Annotated in this window: 20 protein-coding genes; 12 read left to right on the forward strand and 8 right to left on the reverse strand. The window is 60.0% G+C overall.

What is annotated here, in order from left to right; translation table 11 throughout:
• Positions 1 to 110 precede the first annotated feature (110 nt).
• Positions 111 to 599 carry a gluconokinase gene (locus tag PL599_RS18110; protein WP_162520591.1) on the forward strand — a complete coding sequence of 163 codons (489 nt, stop codon included), beginning with the start codon at positions 111 to 113 and terminating at the stop codon, positions 597 to 599.
• Here PL599_RS18110 and PL599_RS18115 read toward each other — a convergent pair.
• The 7 genes from PL599_RS18115 to PL599_RS18145 form a co-directional block, all read right to left on the reverse strand.
• Positions 596 to 1,897 (reverse strand): NAD(P)/FAD-dependent oxidoreductase, encoded by a 1,302-nt coding sequence (locus tag PL599_RS18115; protein WP_269824870.1) that lies wholly within the window; start codon positions 1,895 to 1,897, stop codon positions 596 to 598. The two genes, PL599_RS18110 and PL599_RS18115, sit on opposite strands and share 4 nt — an antisense overlap.
• Position 1,898: 1 nt before the next feature.
• Positions 1,899 to 3,260 carry a glutamine synthetase family protein gene (locus PL599_RS18120; RefSeq protein WP_162520580.1) on the reverse strand — a complete coding sequence of 454 codons (1,362 nt, stop codon included), beginning with the start codon at positions 3,258 to 3,260 and terminating at the stop codon, positions 1,899 to 1,901.
• A gap of 172 nt (positions 3,261 to 3,432) precedes the next feature.
• On the reverse strand, positions 3,433 to 4,680 hold the full coding sequence (locus PL599_RS18125) for an NAD(P)/FAD-dependent oxidoreductase (RefSeq protein WP_269824871.1): 1,248 nt from the start codon (positions 4,678 to 4,680) through the stop codon (positions 3,433 to 3,435).
• 99 nt (positions 4,681 to 4,779) lie between these two features.
• Positions 4,780 to 6,420, reverse strand: coding sequence for an ABC transporter ATP-binding protein (locus tag PL599_RS18130; protein WP_269824872.1), 1,641 nt, complete (start codon positions 6,418 to 6,420; stop codon positions 4,780 to 4,782).
• Between the two features lie 5 nt (positions 6,421 to 6,425).
• A complete protein-coding gene (locus PL599_RS18135) occupies positions 6,426 to 7,541 on the reverse strand; it encodes an ABC transporter permease (protein WP_406568461.1) in 1,116 nt (371 codons plus the stop codon).
• A 29-nt stretch (positions 7,542 to 7,570) separates the two neighbouring features.
• Entirely contained in the window at positions 7,571 to 8,665 is a 1,095-nt protein-coding gene (locus PL599_RS18140) for a microcin C ABC transporter permease YejB (protein ID WP_077984523.1), read from the reverse strand.
• Positions 8,666 to 8,804: 139 nt separating this feature from the next.
• Positions 8,805 to 10,649 (reverse strand): extracellular solute-binding protein, encoded by a 1,845-nt coding sequence (locus PL599_RS18145; protein WP_269824873.1) that lies wholly within the window; start codon positions 10,647 to 10,649, stop codon positions 8,805 to 8,807.
• Positions 10,650 to 10,854: 205 nt separating this feature from the next.
• On the opposite strand from PL599_RS18145, the gene mepA reads away from it, so the two are divergent.
• From mepA to dapB, 4 genes are all read left to right on the forward strand, one after another.
• Positions 10,855 to 11,904: a penicillin-insensitive murein endopeptidase gene (gene mepA / locus PL599_RS18150; protein WP_077984525.1), complete on the forward strand. Its 1,050-nt coding sequence runs from the start codon at positions 10,855 to 10,857 to the stop codon at positions 11,902 to 11,904.
• Between the two features lie 100 nt (positions 11,905 to 12,004).
• Positions 12,005 to 12,388: a methylglyoxal synthase gene (locus PL599_RS18155; protein WP_020812947.1), complete on the forward strand. Its 384-nt coding sequence runs from the start codon at positions 12,005 to 12,007 to the stop codon at positions 12,386 to 12,388.
• Positions 12,389 to 12,410: 22 nt separating this feature from the next.
• A complete protein-coding gene (locus PL599_RS18160; RefSeq protein WP_269824874.1) occupies positions 12,411 to 13,433 on the forward strand; it encodes a glucokinase in 1,023 nt (340 codons plus the stop codon).
• A 130-nt stretch (positions 13,434 to 13,563) separates the two neighbouring features.
• The gene (dapB, locus tag PL599_RS18165; protein ID WP_269824875.1) at positions 13,564 to 14,391 is read left to right on the forward strand and encodes a 4-hydroxy-tetrahydrodipicolinate reductase; all 828 of its coding nucleotides are present in this window, start codon (positions 13,564 to 13,566) and stop codon (positions 14,389 to 14,391) included.
• Between the two features lie 9 nt (positions 14,392 to 14,400).
• Here dapB and phnF read toward each other — a convergent pair whose 3' ends face one another.
• Positions 14,401 to 15,138, reverse strand: a complete 738-nt coding sequence (phnF, locus tag PL599_RS18170) for a phosphonate metabolism transcriptional regulator PhnF (protein ID WP_269824876.1) — start codon at positions 15,136 to 15,138, stop codon at positions 14,401 to 14,403.
• Positions 15,139 to 15,220: 82 nt separating this feature from the next.
• Between phnF and phnG the strand changes: the two genes are divergently transcribed.
• The 7 genes from phnG to PL599_RS18205 all read left to right on the forward strand — a co-directional run bounded on the left by phnG (position 15,221) and on the right by PL599_RS18205 (position 20,599).
• The gene (gene phnG / locus PL599_RS18175; protein ID WP_269824877.1) at positions 15,221 to 15,682 is read left to right on the forward strand and encodes a phosphonate C-P lyase system protein PhnG; all 462 of its coding nucleotides are present in this window, start codon (positions 15,221 to 15,223) and stop codon (positions 15,680 to 15,682) included.
• The gene (gene phnH / locus PL599_RS18180) at positions 15,682 to 16,290 is read left to right on the forward strand and encodes a phosphonate C-P lyase system protein PhnH (RefSeq protein ID WP_269824878.1); all 609 of its coding nucleotides are present in this window, start codon (positions 15,682 to 15,684) and stop codon (positions 16,288 to 16,290) included. The genes phnG and phnH overlap by 1 nt, the downstream gene beginning before the upstream one ends.
• A gap of 1 nt (position 16,291) precedes the next feature.
• Entirely contained in the window at positions 16,292 to 17,401 is a 1,110-nt protein-coding gene (locus tag PL599_RS18185; RefSeq protein WP_077984530.1) for a carbon-phosphorus lyase complex subunit PhnI, read from the forward strand.
• 133 nt (positions 17,402 to 17,534) lie between these two features.
• Positions 17,535 to 18,437 (forward strand): alpha-D-ribose 1-methylphosphonate 5-phosphate C-P-lyase PhnJ, encoded by a 903-nt coding sequence (locus PL599_RS18190; protein WP_077984531.1) that lies wholly within the window; start codon positions 17,535 to 17,537, stop codon positions 18,435 to 18,437.
• Entirely contained in the window at positions 18,434 to 19,210 is a 777-nt protein-coding gene (gene phnK / locus PL599_RS18195) for a phosphonate C-P lyase system protein PhnK (RefSeq protein WP_004439249.1), read from the forward strand. Before PL599_RS18190 ends, phnK begins: the two co-directional genes overlap by 4 nt.
• Before the next feature lie 67 nt (positions 19,211 to 19,277).
• A complete protein-coding gene (phnL, locus tag PL599_RS18200) occupies positions 19,278 to 19,985 on the forward strand; it encodes a phosphonate C-P lyase system protein PhnL (protein WP_173987846.1) in 708 nt (235 codons plus the stop codon).
• Positions 19,982 to 20,599 carry a DapH/DapD/GlmU-related protein gene (locus tag PL599_RS18205; protein ID WP_269824879.1) on the forward strand — a complete coding sequence of 206 codons (618 nt, stop codon included), beginning with the start codon at positions 19,982 to 19,984 and terminating at the stop codon, positions 20,597 to 20,599. The genes phnL and PL599_RS18205 overlap by 4 nt, the downstream gene beginning before the upstream one ends.
• Positions 20,600 to 20,671: the final 72 nt, after the last annotated feature.

The raw sequence follows: 20,671 nt of genomic DNA on the forward strand, positions 1-20,671 counted from the left end.
CACAGTGCAAGCCCCCGCATTTTTATATTCCCGATGCCTGCCGCACATGATAGGGGCTGACGGTCGAAACAGAAACATTCGAGGTGCGGGTGACACAGGCAATTGTCGTGATGGGAGTGAGCGGCTCGGGCAAGTCCACAGTCGCGGAAGCAGTGGCGGAGAAACTGGGCATTGCCTTCATAGAGGGCGACAAGCTGCACCCGAAATCCAATGTCGAAAAAATGTCCGAAGGTATTCCGCTGACGGACGAAGACCGTTGGCCCTGGCTCGATCTGATCGGCGCGGAACTGCGCAAGGGCAGCGAAAGCGACGGTGTCGTCGTTTCCTGCTCGGCGCTTAAGAAAATCTATCGCGACCGCCTTCGCAAGGCCACCGGCGGCCCGCTGGCTTTCGTTTATCTGGATGGCAGCCTGGAGCTTCTCAGCCGGCGCATGGGTGAGCGCAAGGGCCATTTCATGCCGCTTTCGCTGCTGCAGACCCAGCTTGCCACGCTGGAAGTGCCGACCGGCGAACCGGGCGTCGTAACCGTCAGCATCGATGCCACACCGGAGGATATTGCGAATAACGCACTTTCCGGTTTGAAGACGGTAACGTTCTAAAATCCGAGCCTGTCGCGCAGGCCGTACCACCATGCGCCAAGCACGGTCAGCGGCACCCGGAATGTCTTACCCCCGGGGAACGGATAGTTCGGCAGCGAGCTCCAGACATCGAAACGTTCGGCGTGGCCGGCAACGGCCTCGCCCAATATCTTGCCGAGCAGATGGGTTGTTGTAACACCGTGGCCGCTATCGCCATGCGAAAAATAGATATTGTCGGACAGCCTGCCCATATGCGGGATGCGCGTGAGCGTCAGCGCAAAATTGCCGCTCCAGGCAAAGTCGATCTTCGTCTTTTCCAGTTGCGGAAAGGTCTTCAGCATATTCGGCCGGATCACACCCGTCAGATCGGCAGGATCGCTGCCGCCATAGCCGATGCCGCCGCCATAGAGCAGGCGATTGTCGGAGGTGCGGCGGTAATAATCGAGAATGTAATTGGCGTCCTCGACGCAATAATTGGCGGGCAGAAGCTCCTCGATCAGATCGGCATCAAGCGGCTCCGTTGCCATGACCTGGCTTGAGACGGGCATCATCCGCTCGCCGATTTCCGGCAGCAAGGTGCCGAGATAGGCGTTGCCGCAGACGAGAACATATTTCGCCTTCACGCTGCCCGTTGCCGTGCGCACGATGGGATTGACGCCCTGCTCCACCGCGATGACACGCGAATTTTCGAATATGCGGGCTCCAAGGCTTTCGGCAGCCGCCGCCTCGCCCTGCACCAGATTGAGCGGGTGGATATGGCCACCGAAGCGGTCGATCATGCCGCCAGCATAACGGTCGGTCTTCACATAGCGGCCGACATCCGCCCTGGAGACCATTTCGAGACCGCCATGACCGTGTTTTTCCCAATGGGCTTTGTGAGCTTCCATCTCGCGGATTTGTTTCGGTGTGAAGGCGGCAAAGAAACCGCCATCGACGAGATCGCAATCGATGGCGTAGTTGGCGATGCGGTTGCGGATGATCGCGCCGCCTTCAAGCGACATTTCGCCGAGTTTCACCGCCTTGTCATGCCCATAGCGACCGGCAATGGTTTCGAGATCACGGCTATAGCCGTTGACGATCTGACCGCCATTGCGCCCCGAAGCGCCGAAGCCGACGCGGACACCTTCCAGGACGATGACGGAATAGCCGCGTTCACTGAGTTCCAGCGCGGCGGAAATGCCGGTGAAGCCGCCACCGATGATGCAGACATCGGCGTCCAGAGCGCCTTCGAGTGTCGGCCGCACGGTTTTGACATTGGCGGAGGCCGCATACCATGACGATGTGTGGCCGGGATTGGGAATATTCGTTACCTCAGCCATTTCACACCGTCCTGATATAGGCGTCATATTCGACGTCGGTTACACGCAGGGAAAATTCGGAAAGCTCCTGCTGTTTGCAGGCGGAAAACAGCGTGCGGTACTTCTGGCCGAGCGTCGCATAGGCAAAGCTCGAGCGCGTGAAGCGCTGCAACGCGTAGTCCCAGTTGGTGGGCAGCGGCTCGTGATTGATCGCGTGGCTGTCGCCGGCAATCGCGCCGCCCGGCTGGCGCTTCTCCTTCATGCCTGCCAATGCGGCGCTCAGGATCATCGCGACAACGAGATAGGGGTTGGTATCAGCGCCCGCGACCCGATGTTCGATACGCGTCGCCGCCTTGCTGGCAACGATGACACGCACCGCCGCCGAGCGGTTGTCGATGCCCCAGGAGGCGTAGGTCGGCGCATGTTCGCTGGGGGTCAGGCGGCGGTAGGAATTGGCATGGGGGGCGAAGATCGCCATGCTTTCACCCATGTTTTCCAAGAGGCCGCCGACCGAATGCATCAAAGCATCCGACGGGCCGTTCTCCCCGGCGTATATGTTCCTGCCGTCCCTGTCGAGAACGGAAAAATGCACGTGCATGCCGTTGCCGGCCTGCAACCCGTAAGGCTTGGCCATGAAGGTGGCGTCGAGGTCATGCCGCCGCGCCACGCCCTTGACGATGCGTTTCAGGAAGACGGCGAAATCGGCCGCCTGCAATGCATCCGGCACATGGTTGAGGTTGATCTCATATTGCCCGGGGCCGTTTTCCCGCAGCGTCGTATCGGCAAGGACGCCCTGTGCGCGGCAGGCCGTGGCAATATCATGGAAAACATCCTCGAAATCCTGTAATTCGGAAATCGACAGAACCTGTGTCTGGCCCGTGTGCCATCGGCCCTCGCGGCTGCGCGGCGGGCGGACAGGATCGAGCGCGGAGCGGACAGGATCGATCAGGTAAAATTCAAGTTCGGTCGCCACGACCGGCGTGAGGCCCGCCTTTTTATAGGCGCTTAGAACCTGCGCCAGAACATGGCGCGGATCGCCATAAAAGCCGGTCCCATCCGGATTTTTCATTGCCAGCAGAACCTGTGCCGTTGGTCGGCCAAGCCATGTCACCCGCGACAGCGTGCCTGGAACGGGGAAACAAAAACCGTCTGGATCGCCCGTGCCTTCCGCAAGACCTGCAGCATGCACATCTCGACCCCAGATATCCAGCGCATAGACCGACCGGGGAATGGCCATTCCTTTCTCAAGAACGTCAATTGCCCGTTCGCGCGGAATCCACTTGCCGCGCGGCACGCCGTTCGCATCTATGACGAAAGCTTCGAGAATTTCGATATCGGGATTATCGGCGAAAAATTTCTTTGCGTTTTCAATATCATCCATCATGCACCAGCAAGCCGTTTCCATCTCGTTTCATGCGCAGCGAGTTGCGCTAACGAAAGTCGTCCTGCTGCTGATAGATGAGAAACCTCGCCACCATGATGACGTTTCGCCCCTTTTCCCTTTGCACGCGACCATGTTACGTGGCCTGTCCCCGGAAGGCCAGCGGATTTAGCTATCAGGGATTGAACCTTTCCGGGCGATAGGCGTCGATGGCGATAACCGACGTTTCGCCAAGCATGGTTTGCGCCAGCACACGGCCGGTGATCGGCCCAAGTGTGAGGCCATGGTGGGCGTGCCCGAAAGCAAACCACAATGTTTTATGGCGCGGCGCCTTGCCGATGATCGGCATCATATCCGGCGTACAGGGCCGCGCTCCCATCCACGGTTCCGCATCCAGCCGGCCGCCGAGAGGAAAGACGGTACGCGCCACCCGCTCCGCCCGCTCGATCTGCACGGGAGATTTCGGCGCATCGCGTTCGGCGAATTCCGCGCCCGTTGTCAGGCGGATACCCTTGCGCATCGGCGCGAGGAAATATCCGCGCTCGGCGTCGATCAGCCAGTTATTGAGCTTCGCGCCCTCCTGTGGCGCATAATGCATGTGGTAACCGCGTTTCACACCGAGTGGAAAGCGATAACCCAGCCGTTCCGTGACGGTATCCGCCCAGGGGCCTAGCGCCACCACGGCATGTTCGGCCTCGACCGCGCCGGTTTCGGTGCGCACCGTCCAACCGCTCACCGTCTGGCTGAGGGTGGAGGCATCACCGCGGACGAAACTTCCGCCAAGGCTCTCGAACAGCCGAACATAAGCGAGCGTCAGCGCATGCGGATCACGCACCGACCAGGGATCGTTCCATTTCAGGCCGCCGACGAAATCATGGCTGAGATGCGGTTCGGCTGCGGCAAGCTCCTCAGCGTCGAGTTTCGTATGGGAAATACCGTGGTCGCGCGCCAGACGCTCGGCGAAAGCAAAATCTGCATCCCGCCTTACGGCGGTCCTGTAGGCCTCCATCCAGCCGTTCTTGACGATCAGATCACCGGCTTTCGCTTCCTCGATCAGGATGTTGTGTTCCGAAACCGAATGCTCGATCAGCGGCGCATAGGCGCGGGCAATTGCCGCGTGGCGCGAGGCTGCGGAATTATACCAGTAGCGGCCGAGAAACGGCACGATCTTCGGCAGGGCGGAGAGGTGATAGCGAGCATCGATGCTGTTGTTCAGGGAATAGCGCAGCAGAAGGGCGAGATCCTGCGGGAAGGCATAAGGTACGACACCTTCTCTCTGGATCAGCCCGGCATTGCCGAAGGAGGTCTCCTCACCCGGCCCGCGCCGGTCGACCAGCACCACCGACTTACCCCTGCGGGCCAGTTGCAGGGCGATGGAGACCCCGATGATCCCCGCACCCAAAACGATCACATCCGCTGCCATGGCAATCAATCCGTTTCCGCGTCACTGCCCCTCAACATGGGTCGGCATTTTCCGCGAAGCAACAGAAAAATCATCGTCTTAATGGAAAGGTGACGCGTCTTACTGGCTGACCGCTTTCGTTTTCACCGCCTCAATGTTGAAGGCGGCAGCCAGCAGCGCTTTGGTGTAGTCCTGCTGCGGATTGGCGAAAATCTCCGCCGCCGGGCCGCTCTCCACCACCTTGCCGTGGCGCATGACGATCAGGTCGTTGGCGAGCGCCTTCACCACCTTCAGGTCGTGGCTGATGAAAAGGTAGGCGAGTTCGTGCTTCGCCTGCAGATCGCGCAGCAGATCGACCACCTGCGCCTGCACGCTCATGTCGAGCGCGGAGGTCGGCTCGTCCAGCATGACGAAACGCGGTTTCAGCACCATGGCGCGGGCAATGGCGATACGCTGGCGCTGGCCGCCGGAAAATTCATGCGGATACCGCCAGCGGGTGGCCGGATCGAGACCGACCTCTTCCAGCGCTGTGGCGACACGCATATCGCGCTCATCGGCAGACAGAGACCGTTCATGCACCTTCAAGCCCTCGGCGACGATCTCGCCGACAGACATGCGCGGGCTGAGAGACCCATAAGGATCCTGAAACACCACCTGCAACCGGTTTCTGAGCGGTTTCATCATTTCATAGGAATAGTGGTCGATCGACTGGCCGATGAAGCTGATACGACCCTCAGATGCGATCAACCGCGAGAGCGCCAGCCCGAGCGTCGTCTTGCCGGAGCCGGATTCGCCCACAACGCCCACAGTCTGGCCGGCGCGAAGGGTGATATCTATGCCGTCCACCGCCTTCACATGATCCACCACCCGGCGCATCAGCCCCGCCTTGATGGGGAACCAGACCTTGATATCGTCACCCTGCATGACCACCGGTTTGGTTGCGTCAGAATGGGGAGGCTCGCCCTTTGGCTCTGCCGCCAGAAGATGGCGCGTATAGGCGTGTTGCGGATCGGTAAACACCTGCTCCACCGTACCGGTCTCGACGATCTTGCCCTTGGTCATAACGCAGACGCGATCGGCAAATTTGCGGACGATGCCGAGATCGTGGGTGATGAACAGCATGGACATGCCGTGCTGCCTTTTCAGATCGCCGAGTAGCTCGAGAATCTGCGCCTGAACCGTCACGTCGAGCGCCGTCGTCGGTTCATCGGCGATCAGCAGTTTCGGCCGGTTGGCAAGCGCCATGGCAATCATCACGCGCTGCCGCTGGCCGCCGGACAATTCGTGCGGATAGGCCTTCAGGCGCTTTTCCGGCTCGCGGATACCCACCTGCAGCAGCAGTTCCAGCGTGCGCGCCCGCGCCTCCGCTCCGGCAATCGCCTGATGCAGCTCCAGAATCTCGCCGATCTGCCGCTCGATGGTGTGGAGCGGGTTGAGCGAGGTCATCGGCTCCTGAAAAATCATGGTGACGTCGTTGCCGCGCACGGCGCGCAGCGCGCGCTCCGGCAAAGTCAGCATATCCTTGCCGTCGAACAGGATTTTTCCCGAAGGATGGCTCGCTGCCGGATAGGGCAGCAATTTGAGAATGGAATTTGCCGTGACCGATTTGCCGGAACCGGACTCGCCGACGAGGGCGACGACCTCGCCCGGCATCAGATCGAAAGAGACATGATCGACAGCGACGCTCGTCGCGCCGCCCTGATGGAAGGCGACGGAGAGATCACGGACGGAGAGAAGCGGCTGGATATTTGTTTCCGTCATGGCGATCACCGGAACGTCTTGCGTGGATCGAAAGCGTCGCGCACCGCTTCACCCACGAAGATCAACAGCGAGAGCATGATGGACATGGTGAAAAACGCAGTGAGGCCGAGCCAGGGGGCCTGAAGGTTGTTCTTACCCTGCGCGATCATCTCTCCCAGCGACGGCGACCCCGGCGGCATACCGAAGCCGAGGAAGTCGAGCGAGGTGAGCGTCGTGATCGACCCTGAGAGAATGAATGGCAGGAATGTCAGCGTCGCTACCATGGCGTTGGGCAGAAGATGGCGGAACATGATCGTCCAGTTGCCGACCCCAAGCGCGCGGGCGGCGCGGACATATTCGAAGTTTCTGGCGCGCAGGAATTCCGCGCGCACGATGCCGACGAAGCCGACCCATGAGAAGAGCAGCATGATGCCGAGCAGCACGAAGAAGCCCGGCGGCAGAATGGCTGCGATAATCAGCAGGATGTAGAGCACCGGCATGGACGACCAGATTTCAATGAAACGCTGCAAAAGCAGGTCCGTCCAGCCGCCGAAATAGCCTTGAATTGCGCCGGCGGTGACGCCGACAATGGCGGAAGCGATGGTCAGCGTCAGACCGAACAGCACGGAAATGCGGAACCCGTAGATCATTCGCGCGGTGACGTCGCGCGCCTGATTGTCGGTTCCGAGCCAGTTGAGATTGCCAAGCGTGCAGCCGGGATCGGCATCGCCCTGCGGGTAAGCCGAGCAGCGATCCTTTTTATCCATCAGCCAGAAGGGCGCAGTTGGCGCCGAATGGGGAATATTGGAATTGACCGTCTGATAGGAATAGCGAATCGGCGGCCAGATCATCCAGCCATTGGCGTTGATCTCATCCTGAATGAAGGAGGATTTGTAATCGGTCTGAGCCAGGAACCCGCCGAATTTTTCTTCCGGATAATCGACCATGACCGGCACCAGCAACTCGCCCTTGTAGGAAGCGAGAATGGGTTTGTCATTGGCGATGAATTCCGCGATCAGGCTCAGAAAAAACAGGACCAGGAACAGCCAGAAGGACCAGTAACCGCGCCGGTTTGCCTTGAAATTCTGCCAGCGGCGCTTGGTCGTGGGCGAAAACCACGGGCGCTTCGGCTTTGCCGGCATTTCCGCTTCGGCGGTATGGACAAGTGTCATCACACGTCCCTCCGCTCGAAATCGATGCGCGGATCGATCCATGTATAGATCAGGTCGGAAATGAGGCCGACGACGAGGCCCATCAGCGAGAAGATGAAGAGCGTGCCGAAGACGATCGGGTAATCGCGATTGACGACCGAGAGATAACCGAGGCGACCGAGACCGTCGAGCGAGAAGATATTCTCGATCAGCAGCGATCCGGTGAAGAAGGCCGAGATGAAGGCGCCCGGAAAACCGGCGATCACGATCAGCATCGCATTGCGGAAGACATGCCCATAAAGAACCCTGCGTTCGGTGAGGCCCTTGGCGCGAGCGGTGATGACATATTGCTTCTTGATCTCGTCGATGAAGGAGTTCTTGGTCAGCAACGTCGTTGTCGCGAATGCCGAGAGCGACAGCGCGATCAGCGGCAGGGTCAGGTGCCAGAAATAGTCGATGATCTTCTGCCACCAGTTCAGTTCAGCAAAATTATCGGACACAAGGCCGCGCAGTGGGAACCAGTCGAAGAAGGACCCGCCGGCGAAGAGGACGATGAGCAGGATGCCGAAGAGGAAGCTTGGCACGGCATAACCGACGATGACAACGCCTGACGTCCAGACGTCGAAGGTCGAGCCGTCGGATACGGCCTTCTTGATGCCGAGCGGAATGGATATCATGTAAGAAATGATCAGAATCCAGAAGCCGAGCGAGGCCGAGACCGGCAGCTTGTCAATGATGAGATCGATCACCGAGGAATTGCGGAAGAAGCTGTCGCCGAAATCGAAGCGGATATAGTTCCACATCATTTCGAGGAAACGGGTGAGCGGCGGCTTGTCGAAGCCGAACTGTTTTTCGAGCTTGGCGATCAGTTCCGGATCGAGACCCTGCGCACCACGGTATTTCGAACCGCTGTCATCGAAACCGCCGGACTGGCCCATAAGATCGCCGCCGCCCGATAGCCGGTCGGAGGCGCTGTCACCCTGCCCCGTCAATTGCGCGACGACCTGCTCCACCGGCCCGCCCGGCGCGAACTGGATGACGAGAAACGAAATGCCCATGATGCCGATGATGGTCGGGATCATCAGCGCCAGACGTCTGAGGATATAGGCGCCCATCAGCCTCTGCTCCCGGCCGATACGTCAGCGGTTTTCGTTTCTTTCAAAACCTGTCCCTTCCTGAAAGCGCTGCCTGCGCTTTGAGCGATTCGTCTCGCCCTATGTGAATCAAGCCTTCGCCATGAAAGCAAGGCCGGCGTCAGTTTCCGGCCTGGCTGGACCACCATGCCTCGGGAAAACCGACGCCATATTGGGGTAGGTTTTCCGGACGGACGAGCGTGTTCCAATAAGCGATGAACATCTCGCCGCGGTAAAATTGCGGGATGACATAGCTGTTCGCCAGCAACACGCGGTCAAGTGCGCGTGCGGCGGCCACCTGTTCATCCCGGTTGGGCGCGAATATGACCTTCCTTACCAAAGAATCGACTGCCGGGTTCTTGATGCCGGCGAGGTTGTTCGAACCCTGCCGGTCGGCTGCCGCCGAACCCCAGAAATCCGCCTGCTCGTTTCCGGGATTGGCGGATGTCGCCCAGAGCTTGACAGTTACGTCGAAATCAAAGCTGCGGGTGCGGTTGGTATATTGCGAGGCGTCGACCGTGCGGATCGTCGCATTGATACCGATTTTCTTCAGATTCTGGACATAGGGAAGAATGGTTCTTTCCATGCCGGAGGAATCGATCAGAAACTCCATATCGAGCGGCTGTCCGGTTTTCGCATTGACCATGCGGTTGCCGCGCAGCTCGTAGCCGGCTTCCTTCATCAGCTTGACCGCCTCGCGCAGATTGTCGCGCTGCTTGGCCGGATCACCCGCGACCGGATTGCGATATTCGGTTGTGAAAACCTCCGGCGGAACCTGATCCTTCAGTTCCTGAAGAATTTCCAGCTCGCGACCGGTCGGCAGGCCGGAAGAGGCCAGTTCACTGCCCATGAAGAAGCTGTTGATGCGCTGGAACTGGCCGTAAGCCAGCGTCCGGTTCAACTCCTCGAAATCGAAAGCATAATTGAGCGCCTTGCGCAGTTTCGGGTTCTGGAACTTCTCCCTGCGCATGTTCGGCACGAAGGCCTGCATGATACCGACGGAGCGATAGATGTTCGGCAGCTCTTCCTTCTTGACGCGGCCTTCCTTGACGGCCGGAAAATCATAACCCGTAACCCATCGGCTGGAGGAAGCTTCCTGACGGAAATCGACGGTGCCGGACTTGAAGGCCTGGAATTCCACATCCTGATCGGCAAAGAAGGTGTAGGCGATGGTTTTGAAATTGTTCATCCCCACATTCACATTGACGTCCTTGCCCCAGTAGTCGTCGCGGCGTTCATAAGCGATTGTCGAACCGGGAGAGACTGAGGCAATCTTGTAGGGGCCGGAACCCATCACCGGTTCCAGCGTGCCGCGCGATATGTCGCGCGGCTTGCCATCCGCGCCGACGGCTTCCCACCAGTGCTTGGGAACGATAAGCAATTGCCCGACGATCTGCGGCAATTCGCGATTGTTCTTCTCGTCGAAAGTGAAGGTAATGTCCCTTTCGCCGCTCACCTCCGCCTTGGTGACATGGGTGTAATAGGTCGCTAGCTGCGGGCTCAAATCCTTGGCTTTTTCGAAGCTGAAGACGACATCCTCCGGCGTCACCGGCTTGCCATCGGCCCATTTGGCCTCTGCACGCAGCCGGAAGGTGGCTTTCGAAATATCGTCTGGATAGCTTACTCCCTCGGCAAGAAGACCGTAGGAGGCCGACAGCTCCTCTTCGGTCGACTTCATCAATGTATCGAAAACCAGCGAAAGGCCGGTCGCCGCCTCGCCCTTGGCGAGCAGCGGATTGAGGGTATCGAAGGTGCCCGCCGTCGACAGGCGAAGGGTGCCGCCTTTCGGCGCCTTGGTATTCACATAGTCGAAATGATCGAAGCCATCGGGATGTTTCAGTTCCCCGACCGTCGAAATCCCCTTCCGCCATACATCGGTCGATTGTGCGGAGGCCGCCGCCGGTATCAGCAGGGCGGATGCCGCAAGAGCAATGAGGAGACGGGATTTCAGTGGTGCCAATATCATTGGGGGAATGTCCCTGTTTTCGCGTTTGTTGAAGAGAGCATAAAACAAAGATTGGCAAAAAACAGATGTACTGGCTCACAAGCTCTTTATCGGCGCCTTTATCCTTCCGCTTTGCAAGATGCAGGGCGAAACATGGTTTCAACAAAATCCCGTTCCAGTTTATCTTGAGGGGAAGAGAATCATCTGATCGGACGGGCAAGACTTTATGACGGCGGGATCATCGAGAGTTTTCAAGGCGGCCTTGCTGGCGATTTCGGTCGTCTCCGCGTTGCAGTTGCAGATGGAAACTGCAGCGGCCGAGGACAGGCCGGCGAAAGAGGTGTTCGGGCATATGGCTCTGCCTTCCGCCACGGGCTCGCAGCCGATCGGCTCCTATGCCAAGGGCTGTCAGTCCGGCGCCATCGCCATGCCGACGGACGGTCCCGGCTGGCAGGCCATGCGCCTTTCCCGCAACCGGCGCTGGGGCCAGCCGCAGATGATTTCGTTCCTCGAGCAATTTTCGCAGGACGCCCAGAAGATCGGCTGGCCGGGCCTGCTGCTGGGCGATATTTCCCAGCCGCGCGGCGGGCCGATGCTGACCGGTCATGCGTCGCACCAGATCGGCCTCGATGTCGACATCTGGTGGCGGCCGATGCCGACCCCGCGGCTGAGCGTGGAGCAGCGCGAAACGGTGCCTTTCATCTCCATGCTGGACAAGAGCAAGTTCCTGACGGTCGATGACCGCAAGTGGTCACCCCTCAATGCCCGGCTGGTGATGATGGCGGCAAGCTATCCGCAGGTGGAGCGTGTCTTCGTCAACCCGGCCATCAAGCAGAAACTCTGCCAGACATGGACCGGCGACCGCACCTTCATGGGCAAGATCAGGCCGATCTACGGCCATGACGAGCATTTCCACATCCGTCTCGAATGCCCGCCCGGCGCGCCAAACTGCAAGCCGCAGGCGGCCGTGGGCAAAGGCGACGGCTGCGACAAGTCGCTTGCCTGGTGGTTCAGCAAGGAACCATGGGCGCCGCCGAAAAAGGACCCCAACGCCAAGCCGGTGAAACCGCGCCCGGTCATGGTTTCCGATCTGCCCTCGGCCTGCGCCGCCGTGGCTGCCGCTCCTTCCGCCAACCCCGAAGGCATTGCGGCTCAGGCCTATTCGCCTGCTCCAGCAACGCGCCAGCAAAGCGTGGAACAGGTCATTCAGGCAGCCCCCGCCCTACAGCCGCCTTCGGATATTCCGCTTCCTACCCAGCGCCCGACATTGAACTGAAACAGAAATGAGGCATTCAACAGCTTCCCTTTTCAAATGGCGGCAAGCTGTTATAGAAGGCTTCAAATCGATTTAATTCTTGATTGAACGGGCTGGGACCATGGAAGAACAACGCTGTATCGCGCTCATCGCTCACGACGAGAAAAAAGACGATATGGCGGATTTCGCCCGTCATCACCAGAAAGCGCTTGCCGGTTTCAGGATCGTCGCCACCGGCACCACCGGCGGAAGGGTACAGGAAGCGTGTCCGGGTCTTGAAGTCATCCGCCTCAAGAGCGGTCCGCTTGGCGGCGACCAGCAGATCGGCGCGATGATCGCCACAGGCGAGGTGGATATGCTGATCTTCTTCACCGACCCGCTGACGGCCATGCCGCATGATGTTGACGTGAAGGCGCTGACGCGGCTTGCTACGGTTTACGATATTCCCATGGCGCTCAACCGCGCTACCGCAGAAAATCTCATCGACTTCCACGTCGCCAACTGAACCTCCCAACATGGAACAGGCAATGCCGAAGACGTCCGATACCGAATATCTGTCCTTTCCAATCCTTCTTGGCGACATCGGCGGCACCAATGCCCGCTTTTCCATCCTGATCGATTCCTTTGCCGAACCGGTGCACCTCACCACGGTGAAGACGGCGGAATATCCTGCTATCGACGACGCCATCCAGCAGGCGGTTCTGGACAAGACCTCGCTTCAGCCGGTCTCGACGATTCTCGCGATTGCCGGCCCCATCGAAGGTGACGAGATTCCCCTCACCAATTGCCACTGGGTCGTCAAGCCGAAGGACATGCTCGCCAATCTCGGCCTGAAGGATGTCATCGTCATCAATGATTTCGAGGCGCAGGCTCTGGCGATCGCGGCCCTTGACGACGATAACCGCGACGCCATCGGCTCCGGCAAGGAAGACGTTTTGGCGTCGAGGGTCGTTCTTGGACCGGGAACGGGGCTCGGCGTTGCCGGGCTGGTCTATGCCCGCCACATGTGGTTCCCGGTGCCTGGCGAAGGCGGGCATATCGATATCGGCCCGAGAAGCGCGCGCGACTATGCGGTTTTCCCCCATATCGAAACCATCGAGGGCCGCGTCGCCGGCGAACAGATCCTGTGCGGACGCGGGTTGGTCAATCTTTATCGGGCCATCTGCAAAGCCGATAGCATCGAGCCTGTCTTTTCCGATCCGGCCGACATCACCTCGCAGGGGCTTTCGGGCCAGAACGCGCAGGCAAAAGAAACGCTGTCGCTGTTCAGCACCTATCTCGGCCGCGTGGCGGGCGACCTTGCGCTTATCTTCATGGCAAAGGGCGGTGTTTATCTGGCCGGCGGCATTTCGCAGAAGATCATTCCGGCGCTCAAGAGCCCGGAATTCCGGGCCGCTTTTGAAGACAAGGCGCCGCACAGCGCGCTGATGCGGAACATTCCGACCTTCGTGGTCACCCATCCGCAGGCGGCGCTTTCCGGGCTTGCCACCTATTCGAGAACGCCGTCCGATTTCGGTCTGGCGCTGGACGGGCGGCGCTGGAGGGCTTGATCGTTTCCAACGACCAGCCCTTTGTGATGTCTTGCGAAGCGGACGAGCGGCCTTTAACGTCGCCGTTGCAAACATCGATCGTCCGATACCGGCGGGTTCCAATCCGCAGACATGAAAAGTGAGTGAAAGCATGGGCAGCAGCGGCATGAAACTGGTGGTGGTCGGCGCGGCGGGCCGCATGGGACAGGCACTGATCCGCCTCATTCACCAGACCCCCGGCGTCCAGCTCCATGCCGCAGTGGCGCGTGAAGGCTCAGCTTTTGTTGGCCGCGATGCCGGTGAGATCTCCGGTCTCGGCCCCATCGGCGTCGAAATCACCAGCGATCCCTTACAGGCATTCCTGCATGCCGAAGGCGTGATCGATTTTACCTCACCGGCAACCAGCGTCACCTTTGCCGGCCTCGCCGCGCAGGCCCGCATCGTGCACATCGTCGGCACCACGGGCTGCTCGGCGGAAGACGAGGAAAAATTCAAGGCGGCATCGCGCCATGCGCGCATCGTCAAGTCGGGGAATATGAGCCTCGGCGTCAACCTGCTCAGCGTTCTCACCCAGCAGGCGGCGCAGGCGCTGGATGCGCAGAACTGGGATATCGAGATTCTGGAAATGCACCACAAGCACAAGGTGGATGCGCCTTCGGGCACCGCACTTCTGCTTGGCGAAGCGGCGGCGGCCGGCCGCAAGGTCGATCTTACCGCCTCTTCCGTGCGCGTGCGCGACGGACACACGGGCGCGCGTGAGACCGGCACCATCGGTTTTGCCACGTTGCGTGGCGGCTCGGTGATCGGTGAACATTCGGTGATTTTTGCTGGCGAAGGCGAGCGCGTCGAGCTTTCCCATTATGCCGGCGACCGCTCCATCTTCGCACGCGGCGCGATCACGGCAGCGGTCTGGGCCTTCGACAAGAAGCCCGGTTTCTATTCCATGCTGGATGTGCTCGGCCTTTCGCAGGCGGAATAAACCCGTATTCTAATTTTCCACCGTGAATTCGACCGTATCCGCAGAAAATCGGCTGACGGCATATTGCACAGGTACGCCATCCATATCGGCATTCAATGCCTGAGTGACAAGCAGGATGGCCCCGGGCGACAGTTCGAGATCGACCAGATCCTGCGTATCCGCGTGGATAGCAGAAATGACGGTGAAAATGCGCACATAGTCCGCCACGCCAAGTACCTTGAAAGCGGCGGTGATCGATCCGCTTTGCTGGTATGCTTCGCCTATTCCGGCAAAACGATCCCCCGGGAACCATGTGGTCGAACGGGATACAGGGCGGGTGTCCGCCTTGCGCAGGGTTTCCAGACGTATGAGCGGCGTACCGGCAGTCAGTTGCAGCCGCGCTGCCAGATCGGCACTGGCCGGTTCGGTCGTGTGGGAAAGAAGTAGCGCCTCCATTTCCTTCACCTGATCGCCGATGCCTGCCGTGAAGCGCGTGCGCAGCGAAATCGGAAAACTCAGGCGCTCCTTGCGGGCGATCATCGTACCGCGCCCCTGCATCGGCTCGAGAATGCCTTCGCTGGCCAGTGCGGCAATGGCGCTTCGGACAGTATGACGGTTGACGCCGAATTTTTCGGCCAGCGTCATCTCGGGCGGCAACATGCCGGTTTCGTCGTGATCGCCAGCCGCAATCTCGCCCCTGATCCGGTCGGCGATCTGCCGCCAGAGCGCTACGCCGTTCTTTCTTTTCATCGCTGCCGCAGGGCTCATGTCACACGCTTGTCATTCATCGACGTTAATTGTAACTTATATTGTATAGTTGTCTATATCAATAGACATTAGAGGTCAAGCGATGAATAACGAAGCTGCGAATATACATGCAGAAAGGAAGCGAGTGGCTGCGCTTCTTGCCCGCGCCACCGTTCAGGAACTTGAAACGGTCTGGAGCCGGCAGGATGCCAGCCCGCAGACGGAAAACGTACGGGGGCCGGAAACCGGCCTCGTCATGGTCAAGGGCCGTATCGGCGGCGGCGGCGCGCCTTTTAATCTCGGCGAAACCACCGTCACCCGTGCGACCGTCAAGCTTGCCTCGGGAACCGTCGGTCATGCGCATGTTCTCGGCACCGGCCGCAAGAAGGCCTGGTATGCGGCCGTTTTCGACGCGCTCTGGCAGGAGAGCCCCACCCGAGACTTCATCGAGACCGAGCTTCTTTCACCGGTCGAAAAGAGACTGAGTGCAGAGAAGGAACGGAAAACAAAGGAAACCGCCGCTACGCGGGTCGATTTCTTCACCATGGTTCGAGGAGAGGATTGATGGGTGTAAAAGCCGAAGCATTGACGGGCGGCTTTTCCAACGCCGTCTTCGATTCCCAGCGTATTTTCAAGAAGCTGATGGACGGCATGGCCCGTCCCGGCACACCGCAGACAATCGAAACGGCTGTCGCCCCGCCACTGCCGCTTGCCGCTGCCACCGGTGCGGTTCTGCTGGCGCTTTGCGACCACGATACGCCGGTCTGGCTGAGTGGCGCCTTGCGCAAGACTGCGGTGCCGGGCTGGATGGGATTTCACACCGGCGCGCCTGCGACGGAAGAAAAAGCGGCTGCGCATTTCGCCGTCATCGAAGCGGGCAGCGCCATCGCGTCCTTCGGCCTTTTCGCCCAGGGCAGTCAGGAATATCCCGACCGCTCCACGACGCTCATCATCGAATTGTCCGATCTGGACGGTGGGCGGGAATTGCTGCTCTCCGGGCCTGGCATCCGCCACGTCAACATCATCAGCCCATCCGGCCTGCCGGATATATTCCCGAGGCTTTGGGCAGAGAACAACGCCACCTTCCCGCGTGGCGTCGATGTCATCCTGACGGCTGGCGATAAATTCGTCTGCCTGCCGCGTACGACGCGCATCAAACCCGTGGAGGCATAAGATGTATGTTGCTGTCAAAGGCGGGGAGACCGCCATCGCCAACGCACACCGGCTGCTGGCCGACCAGCGGCGCGGAGACCGCGACCTGCCCGCCATGAGCGTGGGGCAGATCGTTTCGCAGCTATCTCTCGCCGTAGATCGGGTGATGGCGGAAGCCTCGCTCTACGACCAGTCGCTTGCGGCCCTTGCCGTCAAGCAGGCGCGCGGCGACATGATCGAAGCCATCTTCCTGCTGCGCGCCTATCGCACCACGCTGCCGCGCTTCGGCTATTCGGTGCCGGTGGATACCGCTGACATGGCGGTGCAGCGACGCGTTTCCGCCACCTACAAGGATCTGCCCGGCGGGCAATTGCTGGGGCCGACCTTCGATTACACCCACCGGCTGCTTGATCCCTCCCTCCTCGAAGACGGGGCCGTCGAAACCGCTACCCAGCGTGAAGGCGAGCCGGAATATGTCATGCGCGTTTCCGATATCCTCGCCCAGGAAGGGCTTATCGAAAGCGATGGCGACATGCCGGACGATCATATTGCCGGTGACCTGACACGGGAACCGATGGAGTTTCCGATGCCGCGTGACCTGCGTCTGCAATCGCTGGCGCGTGGCGATGAGGGTTTCCTTCTGGCGCTCGCCTATTCGACCCAGCGCGGGTACGGCCGCACACACCCCTTCGTCGGCGAAATCCGTATTGGCGAAGTAGAGGTCGAGCTTGATGTGCCGGAACTCGGCTTCTCCGTCTCGCTTGGCGATATCCAGGTCACCGAATGCCAGATGGTCAATCAGTTCAAGGGATCGGCGAAGGCACCGCCGCAATTCACCCGCGGCTACGGTCTGGTCTTCGGTCAGAGCGAACGCAAGGCGATGGCAATGTCGCTGGTTGATCGCGCGCTGCGCGCCGGCGAATTCGGCGAAGATGTCGTCGCGCCGGCACAGGACGAGGAGTTCGTCATTTCACACGCCGACAATGTGCAGGCGACGGGTTTCGTCGAGCATCTGAAATTGCCGCACTACGTGGATTTTCAGGCCGAACTCGGTCTGGTGCGAAAGATGCGCGCCGATTTCGAGGCGATCAACGCCAATGGCGCGGAATGGATGAGCGATGCGGCCGAATAGCTCAGCGGCTGTGCTGCTCGCCAAACCAGTAGGCGCAAAAGACGGTCGATGCTGCAAAGACAGCAAAGAACACGGCTGCAAGAATTCCAATCTCCATGAGCTTGTACTCCTTTTTTCACAAGGCTAACGCGCAATGCTTGAAGAAGTTTCATTTGACGACGGGCTGGCTGCCTACAACTTCGCTTATCTGGACGAACAGACCAAGCGAATGATCCGCCGGGCGATCCTGAAGGCCATCGCCATTCCCGGTTATCAGGTTCCCTTCGCTTCCCGCGAAATGCCCATGCCCTATGGCTGGGGCACCGGCGGTGTGCAGGTGACCGCCTCCATCCTCGGTCCTGATGATGTGCTGAAGGTGATCGACCAGGGCGCGGACGACACGACCAACGCCGTTTCCATCCGTGCCTTCTTCCAGAAGGTCGCGAATGTGGCGGTCACCACCCGCACGAAGGATGCAACGATCATCCAGACGCGGCACCGCATTCCGGAAGAGGAGCTGCATTCGGGCCAGGTGCTCGTTTATCAGGTTCCGATCCCTGAGCCCCTGCGCTTTCTCGAACCGCGCGAGACAGAAACCCGTGTCATGCACGCGCTCGAAGAATACGGCCTGATGCACGTCAAGCTTTACGAGGATATTGCCCGCAACGGCCGCATCTCCACCACCTATGCCTATCCGGTGAAGGTGGCCGGGCGTTACGTGATGGACCCCTCGCCCACGCCAAAATTCGACAATCCGAAAATGAACATGTCGGATGCATTGCAGCTGTTTGGCGCCGGGCGTGAAAAGCGCATCTATGCCGTGCCGCCCTATACCGATGTCGTCAGCCTCGATTTCGAAGATCACCCCTTCGAAATCCAGCGTTTCGACAAGCCCTGCGCGCTGTGCGGCGCGGAGAATGTCTATCTCGACGAGGTGGTGCTGGATGACAAGGGCGGGCGTATGTTCGTCTGCTCCGATACCGACCATTGCGAGGACCGCCGCGCCCATGGCCACAAGGGCCACCTGCTGGCGGATGTGAAGGAGGCCGCAGAATGAGCGACGCACCGCTTCTGAAAGTCCGGGACGTTTCCAAATATTATGGTGACCGCGCCGGCTGCCGCAACGTCTCCTTCGAGCTTTATCCGGGCGAAGTGCTGGCGATCGTCGGTGAATCCGGTTCCGGCAAGACCACGTTGCTCAACTGCATTTCCACCCGGCTGATGCCCACCGCCGGCAGCGTGGAATATCGCATGCGCGACGGCTCGATGCGCGATCTCTACCATATGGGCGAGGCCGAACGGCGTTTTCTGATGCGCACCGACTGGGGGTTCGTTCACCAGAACCCGGCGGATGGACTGCGCATGGCGGTATCTGCCGGTGCCAATGTCGGCGAGCGGCTGATGGCGGTCGGCAACCGTCATTATGGCAACATCCGCCAATCGGCCAGTGAATGGCTGGAGCGGGTGGAAATCGGCACCGACCGTATCGATGATCAGCCGCGCGCCTTTTCCGGCGGCATGCGCCAGCGCCTGCAGATTGCCCGTAACCTCGTCACCTCGCCGCGTCTCGTTTTCATGGACGAGCCGACCGGTGGTCTCGATGTCTCGGTACAGGCACGCCTGCTCGATCTGGTTCGCGGTCTCGTCAACGATCTCGGCCTTGCGGTCGTCGTGGTCACCCATGATCTGGCGGTGGCGCGACTTCTCTCTCACCGCATGATGGTGATGAAGGGCGGCGACGTCATCGAACATGGCCTCACCGACCGGGTGCTGGACGATCCGCGCGAGCCTTACACGCAATTGCTCGTTTCCTCCATCTTGCAGGTCTAGCCGCGCGATTCCGAAAAATGGTCCCCGGTTTTCGGACAAAATCACGCGCAGAAAGAAAGAACCCACCATGACGACGCCTCTCATCGTTTCGGAAGTCTTCAAAAGCTTCACCATGCATCTTCGCGACGGTATCGAGCTGCCAGTCGTTCGCGATGTCAATTTCTCCGTCTCTAGCGGCGAATGCGTCGTGCTCGGCGGCCCTTCGGGCATCGGCAAAAGCTCGATCCTGAAAATGCTCTATGGCAACTACGCCATCGACAGCGGGCAGATTCTCGTTCGTCATGAGGGCCAGGTCGTCGATATCGGCAATGCCTCGCCGCGCACGATCCTCGATATCCGCCACCGCACGATTGGTTATGTCAGCCAGTTCCTGCGCACCGTGCCGCGCGTTCCAGCGATAGACGTCGTCGCCGAGCCGCTTTTTGCCCGCAAGGTTGCGGTCGAGGAGGCGCGAGAGCAGGCAGCGGCGCTGCTTTCGAAGCTCAACCTGCCGAAGGAATTATGGTCGCTGCCGCCGGCAACCTTTTCCGGCGGTGAGCAGCAGCGTGTGAATATCGCACGCGGTTTCATCACCGATCACGCCATCCTGCTTCTCGACGAACCCACCGCCTCACTGGATGCCGCCAATCGGCGGGTCGTCGTTGAGATGATCGCCGAAAAGAAGCGCAAGGGGACCGCCTTGCTTGGCATTTTCCATGACGAAGAAGTGCGCGAAGCCGTGGCCGACCGCATTCTCGACGTCTCGCAGTTCTCTCCGCGAAAGGCAGCGGCATGAATTCCAGAGTGGGTCTCGAACCCGTCATCCACGAAAGTGCCCGCGTCACCAATTCCTCGATCGGCCGCTATACCGAAATTTCGGAGCGCTGCCGCCTTGAGGAGGTCGAGATGGGCGATTACTCCTATGTCATGCAGGATGGCGCGATCTGGTGCGCCACCATCGGCAAATTCGTCAACATCGCCGCTTCCGTCCGCATCAACGCCACCAATCATCCGATGCAGCGGGCGACATTGCACCATTTCACCTATCGCGCCCGCAGCTACTGGGACGACGCCGAAGATGAAACGGATTTCTTCGCCGCCCGGCGTGCCAAACGGGTGGTGATCGGCCACGATGTCTGGATCGGCCACGGTGCGACCATCCTGCCCGGCGTCACGGTGGGGAACGGTGCAGTCGTCGGGGCCGGGGCGGTCGTTTCCAAAGATGTTGCGCCGTACACCATCGCCGGCGGCGTGCCCGCCCGGCTGATCCGCGAGCGTTTTACCGCGGAGCTTGGCAAGCGCATGGATGAACTGAATTGGTGGGATTGGGACCATGCGAGGCTGCGCAGCGCGCTGGATGATTTCCGCACACTCGCCGCCGAGGATTTCGTGGCGAAATATGGCGGGTAAACTCCCGCCTATACCGAAGCAATTGCAGTCCCGGGGTCATGTCCCGGGATTTCTGTTTGTCGGCTCCCGATA

The organism is Agrobacterium sp. ST15.16.055, assembly GCF_027956555.1.
Classification (GTDB): domain Bacteria; phylum Pseudomonadota; class Alphaproteobacteria; order Rhizobiales; family Rhizobiaceae; genus Agrobacterium; species Agrobacterium salinitolerans.